The sequence below is a fragment of the Enterovibrio coralii genome, assembly GCF_001559595.1.
GTDB lineage: Bacteria > Pseudomonadota > Gammaproteobacteria > Enterobacterales > Vibrionaceae > Enterovibrio > Enterovibrio coralii.
This window is the reverse complement of the sequence record NZ_LNTY01000059.1, coordinates 39,982-57,397: the sequence shown is the minus strand read 5'-3', so window position 1 is coordinate 57,397 and position 17,416 is coordinate 39,982. Positions and strand designations below refer to the sequence as shown.

General features: G+C 49.5%; 12 protein-coding genes and 1 pseudogene. 4 read left to right on the top strand and 9 right to left on the bottom strand.

What is annotated here, in order from left to right:
* Positions 1 to 17 precede the first annotated feature (17 nt).
* A complete protein-coding gene (locus tag ATN88_RS22875; protein ID WP_232313492.1) occupies positions 18 to 1,664 on the top strand; it encodes a BatD family protein in 1,647 nt (548 codons plus the stop codon).
* Between the two features lie 81 nt (positions 1,665 to 1,745).
* On the opposite strand, the gene yfbV is transcribed toward ATN88_RS22875, so the two are convergent.
* Positions 1,746 to 2,195: a terminus macrodomain insulation protein YfbV gene (yfbV, locus tag ATN88_RS22870; protein ID WP_067419831.1), complete on the bottom strand. Its 450-nt coding sequence runs from the start codon at positions 2,193 to 2,195 to the stop codon at positions 1,746 to 1,748.
* 416 nt (positions 2,196 to 2,611) lie between these two features.
* Between yfbV and ATN88_RS22865 the strand changes: the two genes are divergently transcribed.
* Positions 2,612 to 3,808: an acetate kinase gene (locus ATN88_RS22865; protein ID WP_067419830.1), complete on the top strand. Its 1,197-nt coding sequence runs from the start codon at positions 2,612 to 2,614 to the stop codon at positions 3,806 to 3,808.
* 151 nt (positions 3,809 to 3,959) lie between these two features.
* On the top strand, positions 3,960 to 6,104 hold the full coding sequence (gene pta, locus ATN88_RS22860; RefSeq protein ID WP_067419829.1) for a phosphate acetyltransferase: 2,145 nt from the start codon (positions 3,960 to 3,962) through the stop codon (positions 6,102 to 6,104).
* A 68-nt stretch (positions 6,105 to 6,172) separates the two neighbouring features.
* Here pta and ATN88_RS22855 read toward each other — a convergent pair whose 3' ends face one another.
* Both ATN88_RS22855 and ATN88_RS27930 read right to left on the bottom strand, forming a co-directional pair.
* The gene (locus ATN88_RS22855; RefSeq protein WP_232313491.1) at positions 6,173 to 7,996 is read right to left on the bottom strand and encodes a response regulator; all 1,824 of its coding nucleotides are present in this window, start codon (positions 7,994 to 7,996) and stop codon (positions 6,173 to 6,175) included.
* Complete coding sequence (locus tag ATN88_RS27930) at positions 7,996 to 9,021, bottom strand: sensor histidine kinase (RefSeq protein WP_232313490.1); 1,026 nt, start codon at positions 9,019 to 9,021, stop codon at positions 7,996 to 7,998. Before ATN88_RS27930 ends, ATN88_RS22855 begins: the two co-directional genes overlap by 1 nt.
* A gap of 148 nt (positions 9,022 to 9,169) precedes the next feature.
* On the opposite strand from ATN88_RS27930, the gene ATN88_RS22850 reads away from it, so the two are divergent.
* Positions 9,170 to 10,270: a response regulator gene (locus ATN88_RS22850; protein ID WP_067419828.1), complete on the top strand. Its 1,101-nt coding sequence runs from the start codon at positions 9,170 to 9,172 to the stop codon at positions 10,268 to 10,270.
* 3 nt (positions 10,271 to 10,273) lie between these two features.
* Here the strand turns inward: ATN88_RS22850 and ATN88_RS22845 are convergent, their stop codons facing one another.
* The 6 genes and pseudogenes from ATN88_RS22845 to ATN88_RS22820 all read right to left on the bottom strand — a co-directional run bounded on the left by ATN88_RS22845 (position 10,274) and on the right by ATN88_RS22820 (position 16,744).
* On the bottom strand, positions 10,274 to 10,906 hold the full coding sequence (locus tag ATN88_RS22845; protein ID WP_067419827.1) for a LysE family translocator: 633 nt from the start codon (positions 10,904 to 10,906) through the stop codon (positions 10,274 to 10,276).
* 263 nt (positions 10,907 to 11,169) lie between these two features.
* A complete protein-coding gene (locus ATN88_RS22840) occupies positions 11,170 to 11,775 on the bottom strand; it encodes a LysE family translocator (RefSeq protein ID WP_198158446.1) in 606 nt (201 codons plus the stop codon).
* Between the two features lie 142 nt (positions 11,776 to 11,917).
* Positions 11,918 to 13,297, bottom strand: coding sequence for a TRAP transporter large permease (locus tag ATN88_RS22835; protein ID WP_067419825.1), 1,380 nt, complete (start codon positions 13,295 to 13,297; stop codon positions 11,918 to 11,920).
* Positions 13,294 to 13,860: a TRAP transporter small permease subunit gene (locus ATN88_RS22830; protein ID WP_067419824.1), complete on the bottom strand. Its 567-nt coding sequence runs from the start codon at positions 13,858 to 13,860 to the stop codon at positions 13,294 to 13,296. Before ATN88_RS22830 ends, ATN88_RS22835 begins: the two co-directional genes overlap by 4 nt.
* 79 nt (positions 13,861 to 13,939) lie before the next feature.
* Positions 13,940 to 15,048, bottom strand: a pseudogene (locus ATN88_RS28455) (TRAP transporter substrate-binding protein).
* 319 nt (positions 15,049 to 15,367) lie between these two features.
* Positions 15,368 to 16,744 carry a PepSY-associated TM helix domain-containing protein gene (locus ATN88_RS22820; RefSeq protein ID WP_067419823.1) on the bottom strand — a complete coding sequence of 459 codons (1,377 nt, stop codon included), beginning with the start codon at positions 16,742 to 16,744 and terminating at the stop codon, positions 15,368 to 15,370.
* Between the last annotated feature and the right edge of the window lie 672 nt (positions 16,745 to 17,416).

Genomic DNA, 17,416 nt, shown 5'->3' with positions numbered 1-17,416 from the left:
GAATAATGAAAAGTACAATGACTTGGCGGGCTCAGCTTTCCCGCCGAACAAAAGCCCTCTTGGCTGCCACAGTGATTGCGCTGACGTCCATGCCAAATTTAGCGTGGGCAGCAACCGCACAAGCAACAGTGTCGAACAACGTTGTCCGCGTGGGTGATGCTTTCCAGCTCACCATCGCTGTGGATGCCAGTGTCGACAACGACGAGTTGGATCTTTCTGCGCTGTCGAAAGACTTTGTCTACGGTCGCCCAAACATCAGCAGCAGCACCCAGATCATCAATGGAGACATGAGCCGAAGCACCGTCTGGCGCGTTGCGGTCGCGGCGAAAGAAACTGGCACTTTCACGGTGCCAAGCTTTGATATTGATGGTATGAAAACCGCTCCAATCAGCATCAAGGTGCTGGCCGCGAGTGACAAGAGTACGCAAGTAGCCAACAGTGCGGTAGAAGTGCAAGCAAGCGTTGACCGTGACACTGGCTATATCGGCGAATCCTTTATCTATCGCGCACGTCTGTTGATAGGTACGCGCATTGACTCGCCATCGCTACAAGCACCGTTTGGTGATGGACTGAATGTCAAACCTATTGGTGAAGACGCTCAATCTGAAGCCATTATCAACGGTCGCCGTTACGTAGTGATTGAGCGAAACTACCAAATCACCCCTACCAAAGCGGGAGCTTTGAGGTTGGAAGGCGCGGTGTTTACCGGGTCAGAAGTCAAAGGCAGTGGCTGGGGTTCATCGTTGGGCTTACCGATTAGTCGTCAGGCGGAAAGCGTCACGCTGAAAATCAAAGACAAGCCCGCCGACTACAAGGGACTTTGGCTACCGACCTCCTCGCTGACACTCAGCCAACGCTGGGAGCCTGACACCTTGGGCGGAGAACAAACCGCTAAGGTCGGCGAGCCGATTAATCGTGTGATTTCGCTGAGCATTGCCAATACGGCGCAAAGTGCCATGCCAAACCTGAGCATCACTTACCCGAATCAGGTGCGTGTATATTCAGACAAACCGGAGTACACCCAACAAGGCGATGCGACGGTGATGACATTGAAGCAAGTCATCATCCCACGAGAAGAAGGCAAGATTGATTTGCCTGCGTTGTCTATTAACTGGTTTAACACCCAAACAGGGAAGCAGGAAAAAGCTGAGATAAGTGGCCTAAGCCTGAACGTTGAACCGGGAGACATCGCCGCTCAACCCTCACCAGCCTTGCCAGAGCTTGCGGTGCAAACACCTGCATCAACACAAGTGCGAGCCAAGGTTGTGACATCGGCAGGCTATTGGCCATGGGCAACTGGGGCTTTCGCGCTACTGTGGCTCGCGACCTTGGTCATGTACATCAGAAAACCGCGTCACATCGCGTCTGGTGCTGCGGACACGTCAGTGGTTCAGCAACCCTCTCAACATGGATTGAATGCGTTAGTGGATGCGGTGAAGGCAAACAATGCAGTGAAAGTATCTTCTGCTTACCGCGCGTGGAACAAAGACCATTTGCCGACTGCGCTAAAGCGCGAGATTGAAGACGAAATCAACGCCATGATGGCAGCAAGCTACAGTCCAAATGCTCACGCTTGGAATAACGCTACCTTACTGGGTCTGCTTGAAAAAGCGGCCAAGGTGAAAACGAACAGTCAACAAGCAAAGGTACTGGCGGACTTGTAAGGTCAGAACTCTCAAACGCACAAACAAAAAACGCCTCGAATATCGAGGCGTTTTTGATCACAGAGACGTTTGAGAACCGAATTAGAACCAGCGTTCCAAAGAAGACTTATCTAACTGCTTAAATGCGCGGTTCAGAGTCTGTGCCAGCTCTTTGTAACGAGGACGACTCTTCATTGGCTGAAGTGCCCCGCCTTCACTGACAATCTTTTCATGCAATTCACGATACCAGCCGGCTAACGCAGGTGGAAGTTGCGTTTCACGGCGTCTTCCCAACCACCACAGTCCTTGTAGCGGCATACTAAGCGCAAACAAAGCAATAATCATTGCCTGAGGCAAGCCATCATAATTATTGAAAGCCATTTGCATCAGTACACTGATCACCGCAACAGCAGGCATCACTTTTATCGCAAACTGGGTTGCTCGAATCACTCTGTTTTCTGGGAACATCGGCGCCAGCTCTTTTCGCACTGGCCATTCCGTCATGTACTTTTGTCCATCACGGAAATTGCTCCACATTGATTTATTGCTCATACGGCTACCTCCAAGCGATGTCACTGTCTCATCGGCTAAAAACTTGCTGTAAACTTTAAAATAAAGTTGAGAAACATTAATTCAAATCAAGAATGACTTAAAAATTTTTGTTATCTGTCGCAAGTATCGCTAGACTTAGCCGACCTAAATCAATTGTTGCTCGGATTTGATTATCTCGCAACCACTGAAACGCCAAATGGATAACCGGCAGGGCAAGAAACCACCAATTTTGGTGTGCTCGGTAGGGAAATCTGTCTGGCGTTTTATGTTGTGTATCAGGGACCGATTTTTGATGTATCTATTCAGCGACAAAAATACGCTTTATTGCTTTAGCGAGACGGTGGTTGACACCTTTTATCAACTATCCTTCTCCGATTAGTAAACACCATCTACTTTACATGAATAGGTAGTCTCAAATGTCTAAGCTGGTTCTTGTTCTTAACTGCGGCAGCTCATCGCTGAAGTTCGCTATCATCGACGCACAATCAGGTGATGAGCACCTGTCAGGTCTTGCAGAATGTCTGCACCTGCCAGAAGCTCGCATTAAGTGGAAATTGGACGGCAAACACGAAGCTCAACTGGGCGAAGGTGCTGCACACAAAGAAGCACTGAGCTTCATCGTTGAAACCATTCTGGCTTCTAAACCAGAACTGGCAGAGAACCTGGGCGCAATCGGTCACCGTGTAGTACACGGCGGCGAGCAGTTCACTAAGTCTGCACTGATCTGTGACACTGTACTGAAAGGTATCGAAGACGCTGCAAGCTTCGCACCTCTGCACAACCCAGCACACCTGGTAGGTATCGAAGCTGCTAAAGCTGCGTTCCCAAGCCTGAAAAACGTAGCGGTATTCGACACTGCGTTCCACCAGACTATGCCAGAAGAAGCGTTCCTATACGCACTGCCATACAAGCTGTACAAAGAGAACGGTATCCGTCGCTACGGTATGCACGGTACTTCTCACTTCTTCATCGCGCAAGAAGCAGCAGCACAACTAGGCAAGCCAGTTGAAGAACTGAACATCATCAACTGTCACCTGGGTAACGGCGCATCTGTATGTGCAATCAAGAACGGTAAATCTGTAGACACTTCTATGGGTATGACTCCTCTTGAAGGTCTGGTAATGGGTACTCGCTCTGGTGACCTGGATCCAGCGATCATCTTCCACCTGCACGATGCACTGGGTTACAGCGTTGAGCAAATCAACAACATGCTGACCAAAGAGTCTGGCCTTGCTGGTCTGACTGAAGTGACTTCTGACTGTCGTTTCGTTGAAGACAACTACGGCACTAAAGAAGAAGCAACTCGCGCAATGGACGTGTTCTGTCACCGTCTGGCGAAATACGTTGCTGGTTACACTGCATGTCTTGACGGCCGTCTGGACGCGATCGTGTTCACTGGCGGTATCGGTGAGAACTCTGGCCCAATCCGTGAGCTAGTTCTGAACCGTCTGGGTCTGCTGGGTGTTGAAGTTGACCAAGAGCGCAACCTGAAAGCTCGCTTCGGCGGCGAAGGCGTTATCACTTCTGATAACAGCCGTGTTCCAGCAATGGTTATCTCAACCAACGAAGAGCTGGTAATCGCACAAGACACTGCACGCCTGGCTGAAATCTAATCAACCTGACGTGATGTTGCGGCTGGTCAATGCGACCAGCCGTTTCAATTTGGCAAAGTTACCTGCCAAACTGATTACATAACAAAGCTTGCCTACATGCAGGCTTTGCTTCCGTTATAGTAAAGAGGAATCATCTGTGTCCCGTACTATTATGCTTATCCCAATCGGCGCAGGCGTAGGCCTGACTAGCGTTAGCCTAGGTGTGCTGCGTTCGATGGAGCAAAAAGGCGTTCGCGTTTCGTTTTTCAAGCCTATCGCGCAACCTCGCCATGGTGACAATCAGCCAGATTTGACCACCACCATCATTGAAGCAAACAGCAACATGAAAGTGGCAGAGCCACTGACCATGGCAAATGCTGAAGCGCTGATCCGTGCTGACCAAAATGACGTGCTGATGGAAGAAATCGTTGCTCGCTTCAAAGAAGCGACTGCCGATGCTGACGTTGCACTGATCGAAGGTCTGGTACCAACTCGCAACCACCCGTTTGCTAACCAAGTGAACTACGAAATCGCGAAAACTCTGGATGCAGAGATCGTATTCGTAACCACACCAGGTACTGACAACCCAGCGCAACTGAAAGAGCGCATTGAAGTTGCAGTATCTAACTTCGGTGGTAGCAAAAACACCAACATCGCTGGCGTGATCATCAACAAGCACAATGCACCTGTTGACGAGCAAGGCCGTACTCGCCCAGACCTGTCTGACATCTTTGACGATGCGACTGGCGCGAAACCAAGCAATGTTGAAGTGATGGAAATCTTCCATTCAAGCCCAATCCGCGTACTGGGTTGTGTGCCTTGGAGCATCGATCTGATTGCGACCCGTGCTAGCGATCTGGCTAAGCACCTGAATGCCGAAATCATCAACGAAGGTGATATCGACACTCGTCGTATCAAGAGCATCACTTTCTGTGCACGTTCAATCCCTAACATGGTTGAGCACTTCCGTGCGGGCTCTCTGCTGGTAACTTCTGCAGACCGTCCTGACGTTATCGTTGCAGCATGTCTTGCAGCGATGAACGGCGTTGAAGTGGGTGCACTGCTGCTGACTGGCGGCTACAGCATTCCTGCAGAACTGAAGAGCCTGTGTAACCGTGCATTCGATACTGGTCTGCCAGTATTCACTACACAAGGTAACACGTGGCAGACGTCTTTGAACCTGCAAAGCTTCAGCGTTGAAGTACCTGCAGACGACAAAGAGCGCGTAGAGTTCGTTAACGAGCACGTTGCTGCGCACATCGATGGCAACTGGATCGAGTCTCTGTCTGAAGGTTCTTCACGTCAGCGTCGTCTGAGCCCTCCTGCATTCCGCTACCAGCTGACTGAGCTGGCACGTAAAGCAGCGAAGCGTATCGTTCTTCCAGAAGGTGATGAGCCACGTACCGTTAAAGCGGCAGCAATCTGTGCTGAGCGTAAGATCGCGGAATGTGTGCTGCTGGGTAACCCAGAAGAGATCAAGCGTGTTGCTGAGCAACAAGGCGTGACTCTGGGTGCTGGCGTTACCATCATCAACTCTGACGAAGTACGTGAAAACTACGTAGCTCGTCTGGTTGAACTTCGTGGTTCTAAGGGTATGACTGAAGTTGTAGCGCGTGAGAAGCTGCAAGATTCAGTATTCCTTGGCACTATGATGCTTGAAGCGGGTGAAGTAGACGGTCTGGTTTCTGGCGCGGTTCACACCACGGCTAACACCATCGTTCCTCCGTTCCAAATCATCAAAACTGCACCGGATGCGTCTATCGTATCTTCTGTGTTCTTCATGCTGCTACCTGACCAAGTTCTGGTTTACGGTGACTGTGCGATCAACCCAGATCCAAACGCTGAGCAACTGGCTGAGATCGCTATCCAGTCAGCAGACTCTGCGGCTGCATTCGGTATTGAGCCTCGCGTAGCAATGATCTCATACTCTACTGGTGAATCTGGTAAAGGTGCAGACGTTGATAAAGTACGTGAAGCAACCAAAATTGCTCAAGAGAAACGTCCTGATCTGATGATCGACGGTCCTCTGCAGTACGACGCTGCTATCATGGAAAACGTTGCTGCTTCTAAAGCACCAAACTCTCCAGTAGCAGGTAAAGCGACCGTATTCGTATTCCCAGACCTGAACACCGGTAACACCACTTACAAAGCGGTACAGCGTTCAGCAGACCTGGTTTCAATCGGTCCAATGCTGCAAGGTATGCGTAAGCCTGTAAACGACCTGTCTCGTGGCGCACTGGTAGACGATATCGTTTACACCGTTGCACTGACTGCGATTCAAGCGAAACAAGCTGAGGAAGCAGAAGCAGCTAAATAAGCTCCTCTGATTCTAAACGCGTGAAAAAAGCCGACGCTACTGCGTCGGCTTTTTGTTATCTGCTATCCCTACCCTGTTTTCTTTTTCAGGTCTTTGAGATGCTCTTCGGCTGTTAAAAAATCAAACTGGCTGATGGCTTCCTGCAGCTTCTTGAACTCTTCCAATTGGTTACACCATTGCGGCAATGACTTTGAAAGAAGGCTGACTTTGTCCTGCACACCGATATCAAACTCCTGCAGACTGGTTTGCAGCGCGTTGATTTGGTCGACAAGGTAAGCATCCAATGGCTTGATTTCTTCATCCTGAATCTCTGGGGTTGGCGCGGCTGCAACGCTGTTGGCAATCTCATCAAACTTTTCAATCGCCGCAGTGATCTTGGCCTTCAACGCTAAAATCTCACTTTCAGAAACGACCTCTCCCGCGTTGTACTTATCTTCCAACACGCTCGCCGTATCTGAAATTTCATTTGCACCAATATTGCTTCCGGCCCCTTTGCATGAGTGCGCCAAAATAGCCTTGTCTGAATTTTCCCCATCAGCCAAAAGCTGGTCCATTGCTGTCATTTGCGAGTTCAAAAACAGGGAGAGGATCTTGAGGTACTTGGCCTTGTTACCGCCAAGACGTTTTACACCCTCACCCAGATTGATGCCTGGTACGTTATCAACCATCAGGTCAAACATCGTTTCATCGTATTCCATGATCACCCTCCTTCGGGTTGGTTCCGCCTCCGGTGGTATTTCTTCATCCAGTTGAAGGTCATTGTTTTCGGGCTGGCTTTCCTCATCCGCCACCACTGATTCTGCATCGTATTCTGTGTCGATAGGCTGAGGTACTGTCTCTTCCACATTATCTGACACTGTCACCTCAGGTTCAGGCTCAGGGGCAATATCGCCTTCCGGTGCAGCGGGTGTCTCGATCTCCGGTTTTGGTAACGGCGTCACCGTCACCGCACTACCACGGTTTAGCCACTCGATGACTTTGTCTCTCAACAGGTCAAAATCAATCGGCTTAGCAATGTGTTCATTCATGCCTGCCTCTTTGCAGGCCGCCACATCATGCGCGTCTGTGTTTGCTGTCATAGCCAAAATAGGGAGGGCTTTCATTTCCATTTCTTGGCGAATGAATTTCGTCGCCGTGACGCCATCAACGACGGGCATTTGCATGTCCATCAGCACTAAATCAACAGGATGTTGCTTGACCATATCAATGGCTTCTTCGCCATTGTTTGCAACCAATACGCACACTGGCAGAGTTTCCAGTGCCCCAAGGGCGACTTCCTGATTAATGAGATTATCTTCTACCAACAAAATGACTTTATTTCGGATCGCGAGCTCTTCCTCTGGAATGTCTTCCAGCTCCAACTCTTGCAGAGCGTCACTGCATTTAATCGGGCTGAGCTGCTGCTTCTCTTCAGTCACAGCACGGAGAAACGCTGTCGGTAACACGGGCTTGGTGATCACATCAAAGCAGAACGGTGGGCGAGTTTCAGAGATATCAAGACAGTGATTCTTACCCGCCAGAAGATAGATTGCATTGCACTTAGGCAACGAGACAAGCACGCCTGTAAGAAACGACACCATATCGGCTGGGATACTTTCCCAATCCACGATGATTTTGGAAAACACCCCTCTTTCAATGGTCGCTTTACACTCTTCCAGTTCTTCCAGCGAACGGCACTGACTGACATTGGCTCCAGCAAATACCAGCGGGCTGCATATATTCAAACACTGGGTTTTATTCGCCGCGACCACCAGCGCGCTGACGCCGGTCAAAGAGCGAGACCAACCGCCGCCAAGTCGCGAGGTTTCACGTACACCCGATTGGCAAGGGAGCGTGAACGAAAACACACTACCTTCACCAAAACGACTGTCCGCTTGAAGCTCTCCTCCCATCAGGCAATGAGTTCTTTTGATAAAGAAAGCCCCAGCCCTTTACCGCCGTGCTCTCTAGAAGAAGAATTGTCAGCTTGTGAGAATGGCGCAAAGAGTGCTTCAAGATCTTTGCGTTTTATCCCTTGCCCCGAATCTCTGATGGAAAAGCGGATCATCACATCATCTTCGCGCCGAGACTCTAAACAAACCGAAATGGACACCTCACCTTCGCTGGTGAATTTAATCGCGTTGTCGCCAAGAGCCATCAACACTTGGGTCATCCTGACGGAGTCAGCATCAATGATCTTGGGAATATTCATATCAACATTGACGGAGAAATGCAGTCCCTTGTCATTCGCCCGCTCTCCCAACGTGTTGGCGACAGGGGTCAAGATGGTTTCAACGTTACATTCCACCCATTCGATTTCGAGGCTGCCTGATTTCACACTGGTGAAATCCAGTACCGAGTTAACCGCATGTAGCAGAGTGTGCGCGGCAGTCATGACACGTTTAACGTATCGCTGCTGCTTACCCTGAAGGCCGCTGTCCAAGGCGAGTTGCGCCATTCCGAGGATGGCATTTAGCGGTGTCCTTAGCTCATGCGACATGTTCGACAGGAACTCTTTCTTCGCTTTGTAGGCCGCTCTTGACGAGCGTTTAGCGATGGAGAGTTCTTTCTCTTTTTGTCTTAGTCGCGCTCGAAGCTGACGAACATCTTCTTCAGAGCGTTTGAAACTTAGAACGAAAAAAACAAGTGCCGCCAGCAAGGTCATGATGACCACGAGCAACGCAGTAATCGCACTCAACCCTTCACCGACAGGAGGCAGTTTTGTGGAGGAAAGGTATCCGTATTCTTTTTCTGCCATCGCCATGGCAGGCAACATCCCCGCTGCAAAAACACTGAGTTTCGCAACGGTATTCGCTAAGGCTTTTGTGTTGATTAGACGTGGGTTGGTTGAAGCCTTTGACGAGACAACCTTGCGCATGACTTCGGAAATCCAACGATTGTTCATAATGTTGAACGGCACCTGCTTCGAATTATTCAATCCAGTAACCCATAGTTGCAGACAGTATTTAAAGGTCATTCAGAGCGTTAAACGTATGTCTCAACTAAAATATTACGTCTCACAGTTGGAACATTAGTAAGAGTAGACCTAGGATTGAATAAGTGAAAAGTGAATCAGGAACCCTTGGATGTTGTCACCCGTAAACAGTCCAAAAAAACGCGCTACGATACTGGTGGTTGACGACACACCGGAGAACCTCGTTTTTGTCAGTGAAATGCTGAAAGAGAAATACGAGGTGAAAGCGGCAACCAACGGACAGACTGCGCTGGCGATTGTAGAAAAATTCTCCATCGACCTTATTTTACTTGATGTCGTCATGCCTGGCATGGACGGCTACGAAGTGTGCCGCCAGATCAAAGCGAAGAAAACCTGTTGCGATATTCCTGTTATTTTCCTGACGTCTAAATCCAAAGCGGAAGATCAGGAGTTTGGTTTTTCTGTCGGAGCGGCTGACTACATCAAAAAACCGCTCAGCCCGCCAATCACAATGGCGCGCATTAAGATTCACCTAGAGAACAAAGCGTCGAAGGACTTTCTGGCAGACCAGAACGAGTTTTTGGAATCAGAGGTGCAGCGACGTGTTAAAGAACTTAGCGTTATCCAAGATGTGACGATCAACGCTCTCGCAAGCCTTGCCGAAACGCGAGATCAAGAAACCGGTAACCACATCGTCCGTACTCAGTATTATGTGAAACTGCTGGCGGACCAGCTTTACCTGAAAGGTAAACACCCCGACATTGTGACACCCGAGTTCATTACCATGGTGTTCAAAACGGCACCACTGCACGATATCGGCAAAGTTGGTATCCCTGATGCGGTATTGCTCAAACCCGGTAAGCTGACGGCAGAAGAATTCGACATCATGAAGACCCACGCCAAGCTGGGTTACGATGCGATTGTGAAAGCAGAAGACGAGGTGGGCGCGCACTATCCCTTCTTGAGTGCCGCAAAAGAAATTGCTTACGGTCACCATGAGAAATGGGACGGCTCAGGTTATCCGCAAGGGCTCGCTGGCGAAGATATTCCGCTCAGCGCGCGATTGATGGCTGTCGCAGATGTGTTTGATGCATTGGTCAGCAAGCGAGTTTATAAGGCGGCCATGACCAATGATGAAGCGTTTGAGATTATTCGAGAAGGCAGAGGATCGCATTTCGACCCTCTACTGGTAGATACGATGTTTGACCTGAAAGACGAATTTATACGGATCGCCGAGACGTACAAAGACTGAGTCTTACCCCAGAGCCAGCCAGACGCCAACCCCCATCATCAATGAGCCCGCAATGCGGTTCAAAATCCTTACGTTGCCACTTTTTTGCAGGAAATGGCGCAAGGTGCGACCACCACTTGCATACATCAGCAAACAGCCAAACTCTGTAAACAGGATGATGCCAATCAGCACAGAAAGCTGAGGCACCACAGGTAGCTGTGAATTAATAAACGGCGGTAACAGCGAAATCATAAACGCCCACCCTTTTGGGTTCGCAATCGCAGTCACAAAGCCTTGTGTCGCGAGGGTGAGGGCTGATGTTTTCTGGCTCGCTGCAAAGTCTTCTGGAATCGCCATTTTTCCTTTTGATAACCACATTTGGATACCGATATAGAAAAGGTACGCCCCGCCGCCGTATTTCAAAAAGATAAAGAGCTCGGGATAGTTCAACATGATTGCCGCCACACCTACGACGGATGCAAAAGCAACTAAGCCAACGCCGATAAGCTCGCCCCACATCATATGCAGGCTGCGACGGACACCAATACTCATGCCTAACGTCATGGCTAACGTCATACACATGCCCGGCGTCACAGAGACGAAAAAGGCAGTAGGGATAAATACAGCTAACAGCGCAAAATCAACGGCAGATGTCACGAAGTCTCCGGACAAAATAGGCAAAAAGAAGCTTAGTAAAAACCGAGTCTCAATCAGGGTCAAGCGGTATTGCTGAGACACAAAGTCTTTAAGCGAATAAGGTGGTTACGCGATGCTAACTGGTTTGATGGCGAGAGGAAGTGTAACGAAAGTTCGCAGGGAAAACGCCGTTTAGGTGGCAACAGGGGAACACGTTGTGTTCCCCTGTTGGTATTCGACGAAGAAGGTGTGCTCACCCTCCTCACGAGAGATTAAACGTGTTATCAGCCCAAGGCTAACCAAACGCCAACACCGACCATCAACGAACCAGCAATACGATTCATCAACTGAACATTGCCGTTTTTCTGTAGAAGATGACGCAGTGTTCTTCCGCCACTTGCGTACAGCAACAGACAAGCAAACTCAGTGATAAGGATGATGCTGATCAGCACAGACAATTGCGGTGCCAGTGATTGCGCTGGGTTAATAAATGGTGGCAATAAAGAAATATTGAACGCCCAGCTTTTTGGGTTAGACACTGCAGTGAAAAAGCCCTGCATGGTTAACGTCATTGCAGACGTGCTCCCAGCATTGGGATCATCTGAGATCGCCATCTTACCTTTGGATAACCACATCTGTGCGCCAATAAACACCAGATACAGGCCACCAAGGGTCTTTAGTGCCGTAAATACATTTGGATAGTTCAGCATGATTGCTGCCACGCCAATAACAGACGAAAACGCAACCAAACCAACACCAGCCAATTCACCCCACATCATATAAAGGCTGCGTCGAACGCCAATACTCATGCCTAACGTCATGGCAAGCGTCATACACATCCCTGGGGTGATTGAAACGAAAAAGAAAGTTGGAATAAACACCGCCAACATGGCGATATCAACAGCGGATACCACTTAAACTCCGGACTGAAGCAAACAAAAAGTGGCCTAGTAGATGCTGAGTCCCGACTTTCGTCAAGCAATAAAATAGGCAAAAAAAAAGCCTCCAAATCTGGAGGCTTTTGAATTGATTTTAACCGTAAACAATATCTGGTAACCACGTCGCCATTGCAGGCCAATAAGCTAACAATGCCAATACCAAAAGCTGAATGGCAATAAACGGCATGACGCCTCGATATATCTTCATGGTTGAGATCGAGTCCGGCGCAACACCCCTCAAATAAAACAGTGAGAAGCCAAACGGTGGCGTCAGGAAGGAAGTCTGCAGGTTGAGGGCTATCATGATCCCCAGCCATACAGGATCAACCCCCATGGTCAGCAAGATTGGCGCGACTATCGGGATCACTACAAAGGTGATTTCAATGAAGTCGAGGAAGAAGCCCAGCAGGAATAGCACCAACATCACCAGAAGCATTGCGCCAAACACCCCGCCCGGCAGACTCGTCAAAAAGTCACGGACAATATCGTCGCCACCAAAGCCACGGAAGACCAAAGCAAACAGCGATGCGCCTATCAAGATCATAAAGACCATCGCCGTCACTTCGGTGGTTGTACGCATCACTTCTTTCAGCATAGTGAAGCTAAACATTCTCTTGCTGAGTGCCAAAATGATGGCTCCCACAGAACCCACCGAAGCGGCTTCCGTTGGTGTGGCAACCCCAGTAAGGATAGAGCCCAACACCAGCACAATAAGCAGCACTGGCGGAATCAAGACGGTGACAACCTGCATCAGCAGTTCTTTGCTGACCTTTCTTTCCTCTTCAGGAATTGGCGGAACACGGTAAGGTTGAAGAAGGGATACTGCAATGATGTAAACGATATAAAGACCGACTAACACGAAGCCCGGAATCAAAGCACCAAGGAACAAATCACCGACAGTGACGCTGTCTGGCGAGTAAATCCCTTGATCAAGCTGTGCTTGTTGGTAGGCCGCGGAAATAACGTCCCCCAGCAGAACCAACACAATGGATGGCGGAATAATTTGCCCCAAGGTACCCGATGCACAGATGGTACCTGTTGCGATACGTGGACAATATCCTCGTTTCATCATGGAAGGCAGTGACAGCAACCCCATGGTCACAACAGTTGCGCCGACAATACCGGTACTGGCTGCGAGCAACATACCGACGATAGTCACGGAAATGCCAAGACCACCCGCAAGGCCACCAAACACTTGCCCCATAGTATCGAGCAAGTCCTCTGCGATTCTGGATTTTTCCAGCATCACTCCCATAAAGACAAACAGGGGTATTGCTACCAGCAATTCATTCGAGAGCGTGCCAGAAATACGGTTTGGAATAGCTTCTAAGAAGGCCGGATCAAACGCGCCTGTCGCTGAGCCGATGAAGGCAAACAACAAGGCTGAGCCGCCCAGTGAGAAGGCAACAGGGTAACCGACAAGAAGTACGCCAAAGGTGAACAAGAAAAGAAACAGCGCGAGGAACTCGGTCATAGGGCGTGCTCCTCATCGTGATCTTCCAATTGTTTCGCCAAGTCTTGATGACCTGTCAGCGTCAGAATCGCCTTCAGTGCTTCCGCGAATCCTTGCAACAACACCAACGCCGGCATCAACAGGATGCTGGTTTTAAAAATGTATCGCGCGTCCACCCCACCGGCTTCTTGTGATCCTTCCATGATGGACCACGAAGCAGCGACATAGTCCCAAGCGATATAGAAAATAAAGGCACAAGTCGGTACAAGAAGAAAGACGAAGCCAAAAAGGTCGACCCAGGCTTTTTTCTTTTCGGAGGCTGGTCGATAAAAGATGTCTACCCGAACATGCGCGCCTTTTAGCAAGGCATAGGCAGCACCCAACATAATGACGTAATTGTGAAAATAAAGAATGGACTCTTGCATGAAGACAGAGCCCGTATTGAACACATAGCGCATAACCACCACAACAAAGGTGATCAGCACAATGGCCAACACGAACCAAGAAACAAAACGTCCCGTCCAGTCACTGAATCGATTTATGCCTCGAATCAGGGCAATAAGAAAAGGAGATGCGGTATCCATACGACTGCTCTAACTGCATTGGGCGAAAAGGGAAAAGCAAATTGGGGGAGGACAATCGTCACTCCCCGAGGTAAAGCAATTATTGTGGGTTACGTGCATTCAGCATGGCTTGCTCAGAGATTGCATGCCAATCAACCGCTTGGTCACGGAACGATTTGTAAGAGTCGTAGACTTTCTTACTGATCGCATCCACTTCCGCTTGCTCTGCAACCACTTCGTCAGCCAGTGTTTGCAGCTCGGTCAGCACTTGTTTTGGATATGGGCGAAGTTCAACGTTATGTTCGTTGATCAAGCTCTCCAATGCCGCGTTGTTACGTGCAGTGTATTCCGCCAGCATGTCGGCGTTCGCAACGCGGGTGGCTGCCAGCACAATGGCTTGCAGATCTTTCGGCAACTTGTCGAACGCTTCTTTGTTGATCAGCGCTTCCAGCGTTGTACCTGGCTCGTGCAACCTGGGTAGTAGTAGTATTTCGCCGCTTTGTGCAGACCAAACGCCAAGTCGTTGTATGGGCCTACCCATTCCGTCGCATCAATCGCGCCCGATTGCAGTGATGGGAAGATTTCGCCACCCGGCAACAGAACGGGTGTACCACCAGCACGTTTCAGCACTTCACCACCCAGACCCGGGATACGCATTTTCAGGCCTTCCAAGTCTTGGATGCTGTTGATTTCTTTGTTAAACCAACCACCCATTTGGACACCCGTGTTACCCGCAGGCATCGGGATAATACCGAAAGGTTCGTAGGCTTCTGCCCACAGCTCGAGACCACCACCGTTGTAGATCCAGCCATTCATTTCTTGCGCTGTCAGACCAAACGGCACTGCCGCAAAGAATTGGCCTGCTGGTGCTTTACCTTTCCAGTAATAACCTGCGCCATGGCCCATTTCAGCCGTACCGCGAGACACTGCGTCAAACACGTCCAGCGCACCCACCAGCTCGCCTGCACCGTACACTTTCACTTCCAAGCGACCATCACTCATGTCGGTGATCAGCTCAGCAAGATTGTTGGCACCCGTGCCTAAACCTGGGAAGTTCTTCGGCCACGTAGTGACCATTTTCCATTCGATTTTTTCTTGCTCAGCCGGCTTTGCTTCTGCAGCGGCTTCTTGTTTCTGCTCCCCACAACCAGACAACAGAACGCCGAGTGCGACGGTTGTTGCTGCGAGAAAAGAACGACGTTTCAACATGAGTTCGGTCTCCTTGCTTGGGTTCGGCCAAAATGACAGCAGCACAAAAGGGTGTATCGATAAGAACAGGTACTGCGTTAATTCGCCTTGTTATTCTTATCAACCAAATTAGTTAATAAGATGTTTCAAACACTTTACTCATTTTGAGGGTGTGCCAATAGTCACAACACTGGGTTGTTTGAAGTTGGTCAAACAATAAGCGAGCATTCTTTAAGCACCTGATAGATATGAGCCTCTGTGGCTTAATAACGCCGTGCTACCAAGGATGCGTTGTGTATTCGCCCTCCATAAAAAAGCCCCTTAACGGGGCTGATTCGATTTAGTTTATTGCTTGCTTGATAACATCGACGTTACGAAAGATGAGCCAATCAATGCTCACTATCGCGATCACCGTCCCCCCCGCCAAAGGGAACAGCACACAGATGGTCAACAAGGTAAGCAAACCGACTGCCCATAGCCCTTTTGGCGCAGGTATTGGCGGTGCAACCAACCTTGCCGCGCCTTTCGGGCGTCGTTTCCACCACATCAATCCCCCAGTGATAGAAACAAGAATAAAGACGGCACAGAAAACTACGTTCAGCACCTTATTGATGATGCTGATTCCGCCTTTATGAAGCGCAATTCCCGCCGCCATCGACTTTGCGAGCAGGTTGTAATCGGCGAACCGAATGTCTGCGAGGATGTCACCACTGTATTGGTCAACATGTGTCGTTCTGTCTTGCGTAGGGTTGGAGATATCGCCACTCATAGTGTTGGCGGACAAGGTGAACACGCCCGTTTCTGATTCAGGAAACCGAAGCTTGTAGTGGGTAAAGCCCTTACTTTCAGCCAGTTGCACCATGTCATCTATATCAACCTGTCCGCCTTTAACTCCTGACATAGGTACTGACACCAGCTCCAAGTTCCATGGCATTTCTTCCTCTGAGCCATGATTGAGATCTTTATGGATGACTGTCGATTGAGGGATATTTTTAGAACGTTCCGCTGGAAAGCTTCCCCACGGTTGCACCAGCTTTCCACCCCAAATGCCTGCCCATGCAAGGCCAGAGACAACAAAAAACAGCAGCACGATAGAAAAGATCCCGCCAAGATTTGCATGTAAATCCCGCATCAAGATTCGAGACCCACTGCCCATTCTGATCTTCAAAAAACCAGCACGGCTTTGTGCATCTCGCGGCCACCACATATAGATGCCAGAGACGAGAAGCAAAATGGCAAAGCTGGCTGCGATTTCAATCAGGTAATCCCCCACATCGCCAATCAATAAGGTGCCATGAATGTCGTTGGCAAGCTCATACCAACTGTCACTTCGGTCTATCTGCCCGAGTACCTCTGCCGTGTAGGGATTCACCAGCAAGAACCGTGTAGTTTCGTCAGTGAATCGAACAGAGAATCGGCTCGGTGCGCCTTCGCCTCTTGGAGGGATATATTGGGTGATGACAGCATCTGGGGCTGCGAGTTTTACCGCGTTGAGTTGCTGTGACGGCGTCGCTTTTTCGTCCAGCACGTCAACGGTGAGCAAATCAGCATAACGCGCAGATTCAATTTCTTTATCAAACAACATGATAAGCCCCGTTATGCTCAGCATTAGCATGAAGGGGATAACAAACAAGCCGGCGTAAAAATGCCAACGCCAAGCAGTAAAGTAGCGCGCCTTATCGACGCCCGTTGCAGACGCCTTGTTAAGCTCTTTCATTGATCTTCCTTTCTCATAAACAATCACACCGCAAGCAGTGCAAATTTGACGATGAAAAGCGTCAAAGGAGATGATGCAATTTCATCGAAGAGGGTTGTTTTTAAGCAGAAAACAGCATGAAAGGCGGGGCTCTGGCGTTGGGAGATTCAAACTTTAGTCGTGGGGTGTAAAAGACGTAATCCGGGTTTCCGACATACCTCACCCATGTATGGCTTTCGCTGGTTGATAACGCTAATTGGTGGCAGTTAGAGAAGTGGCTGAAAGGACAGGGTTTTCCATGCGTTGTTTCTTTATGGGAAGCGGCGTCACTCCCCTCCACTTGCACGAATTTGAATCCATGCAATGTGCAGAGCCTTTCCCACACTCCAGCGTTAGCACCGTGAGCATTGATCACCGGCATCAACGACACGAGCACCCAGCTGAGGGCACTCGCAAGCAACATTACTCGCTGAAAAGATCGGCTCACATTACGGCTCAAACTGCGAAAGCAAACCCAAACCGTAGTCCATGAAAACGCGTGCCATCGTGGGCTAGTACAAAAAAGCGGCAACCAATAGTGTGAAGGGCAAAAAAGAGGTTACATAGTCACAAGGATTAGGTATTTGTATCTATCACGACACAAGGTGTTCGTCGTCACAAAGCCCGTCCTATCGCCCCTTCTGCTGGCTTCCC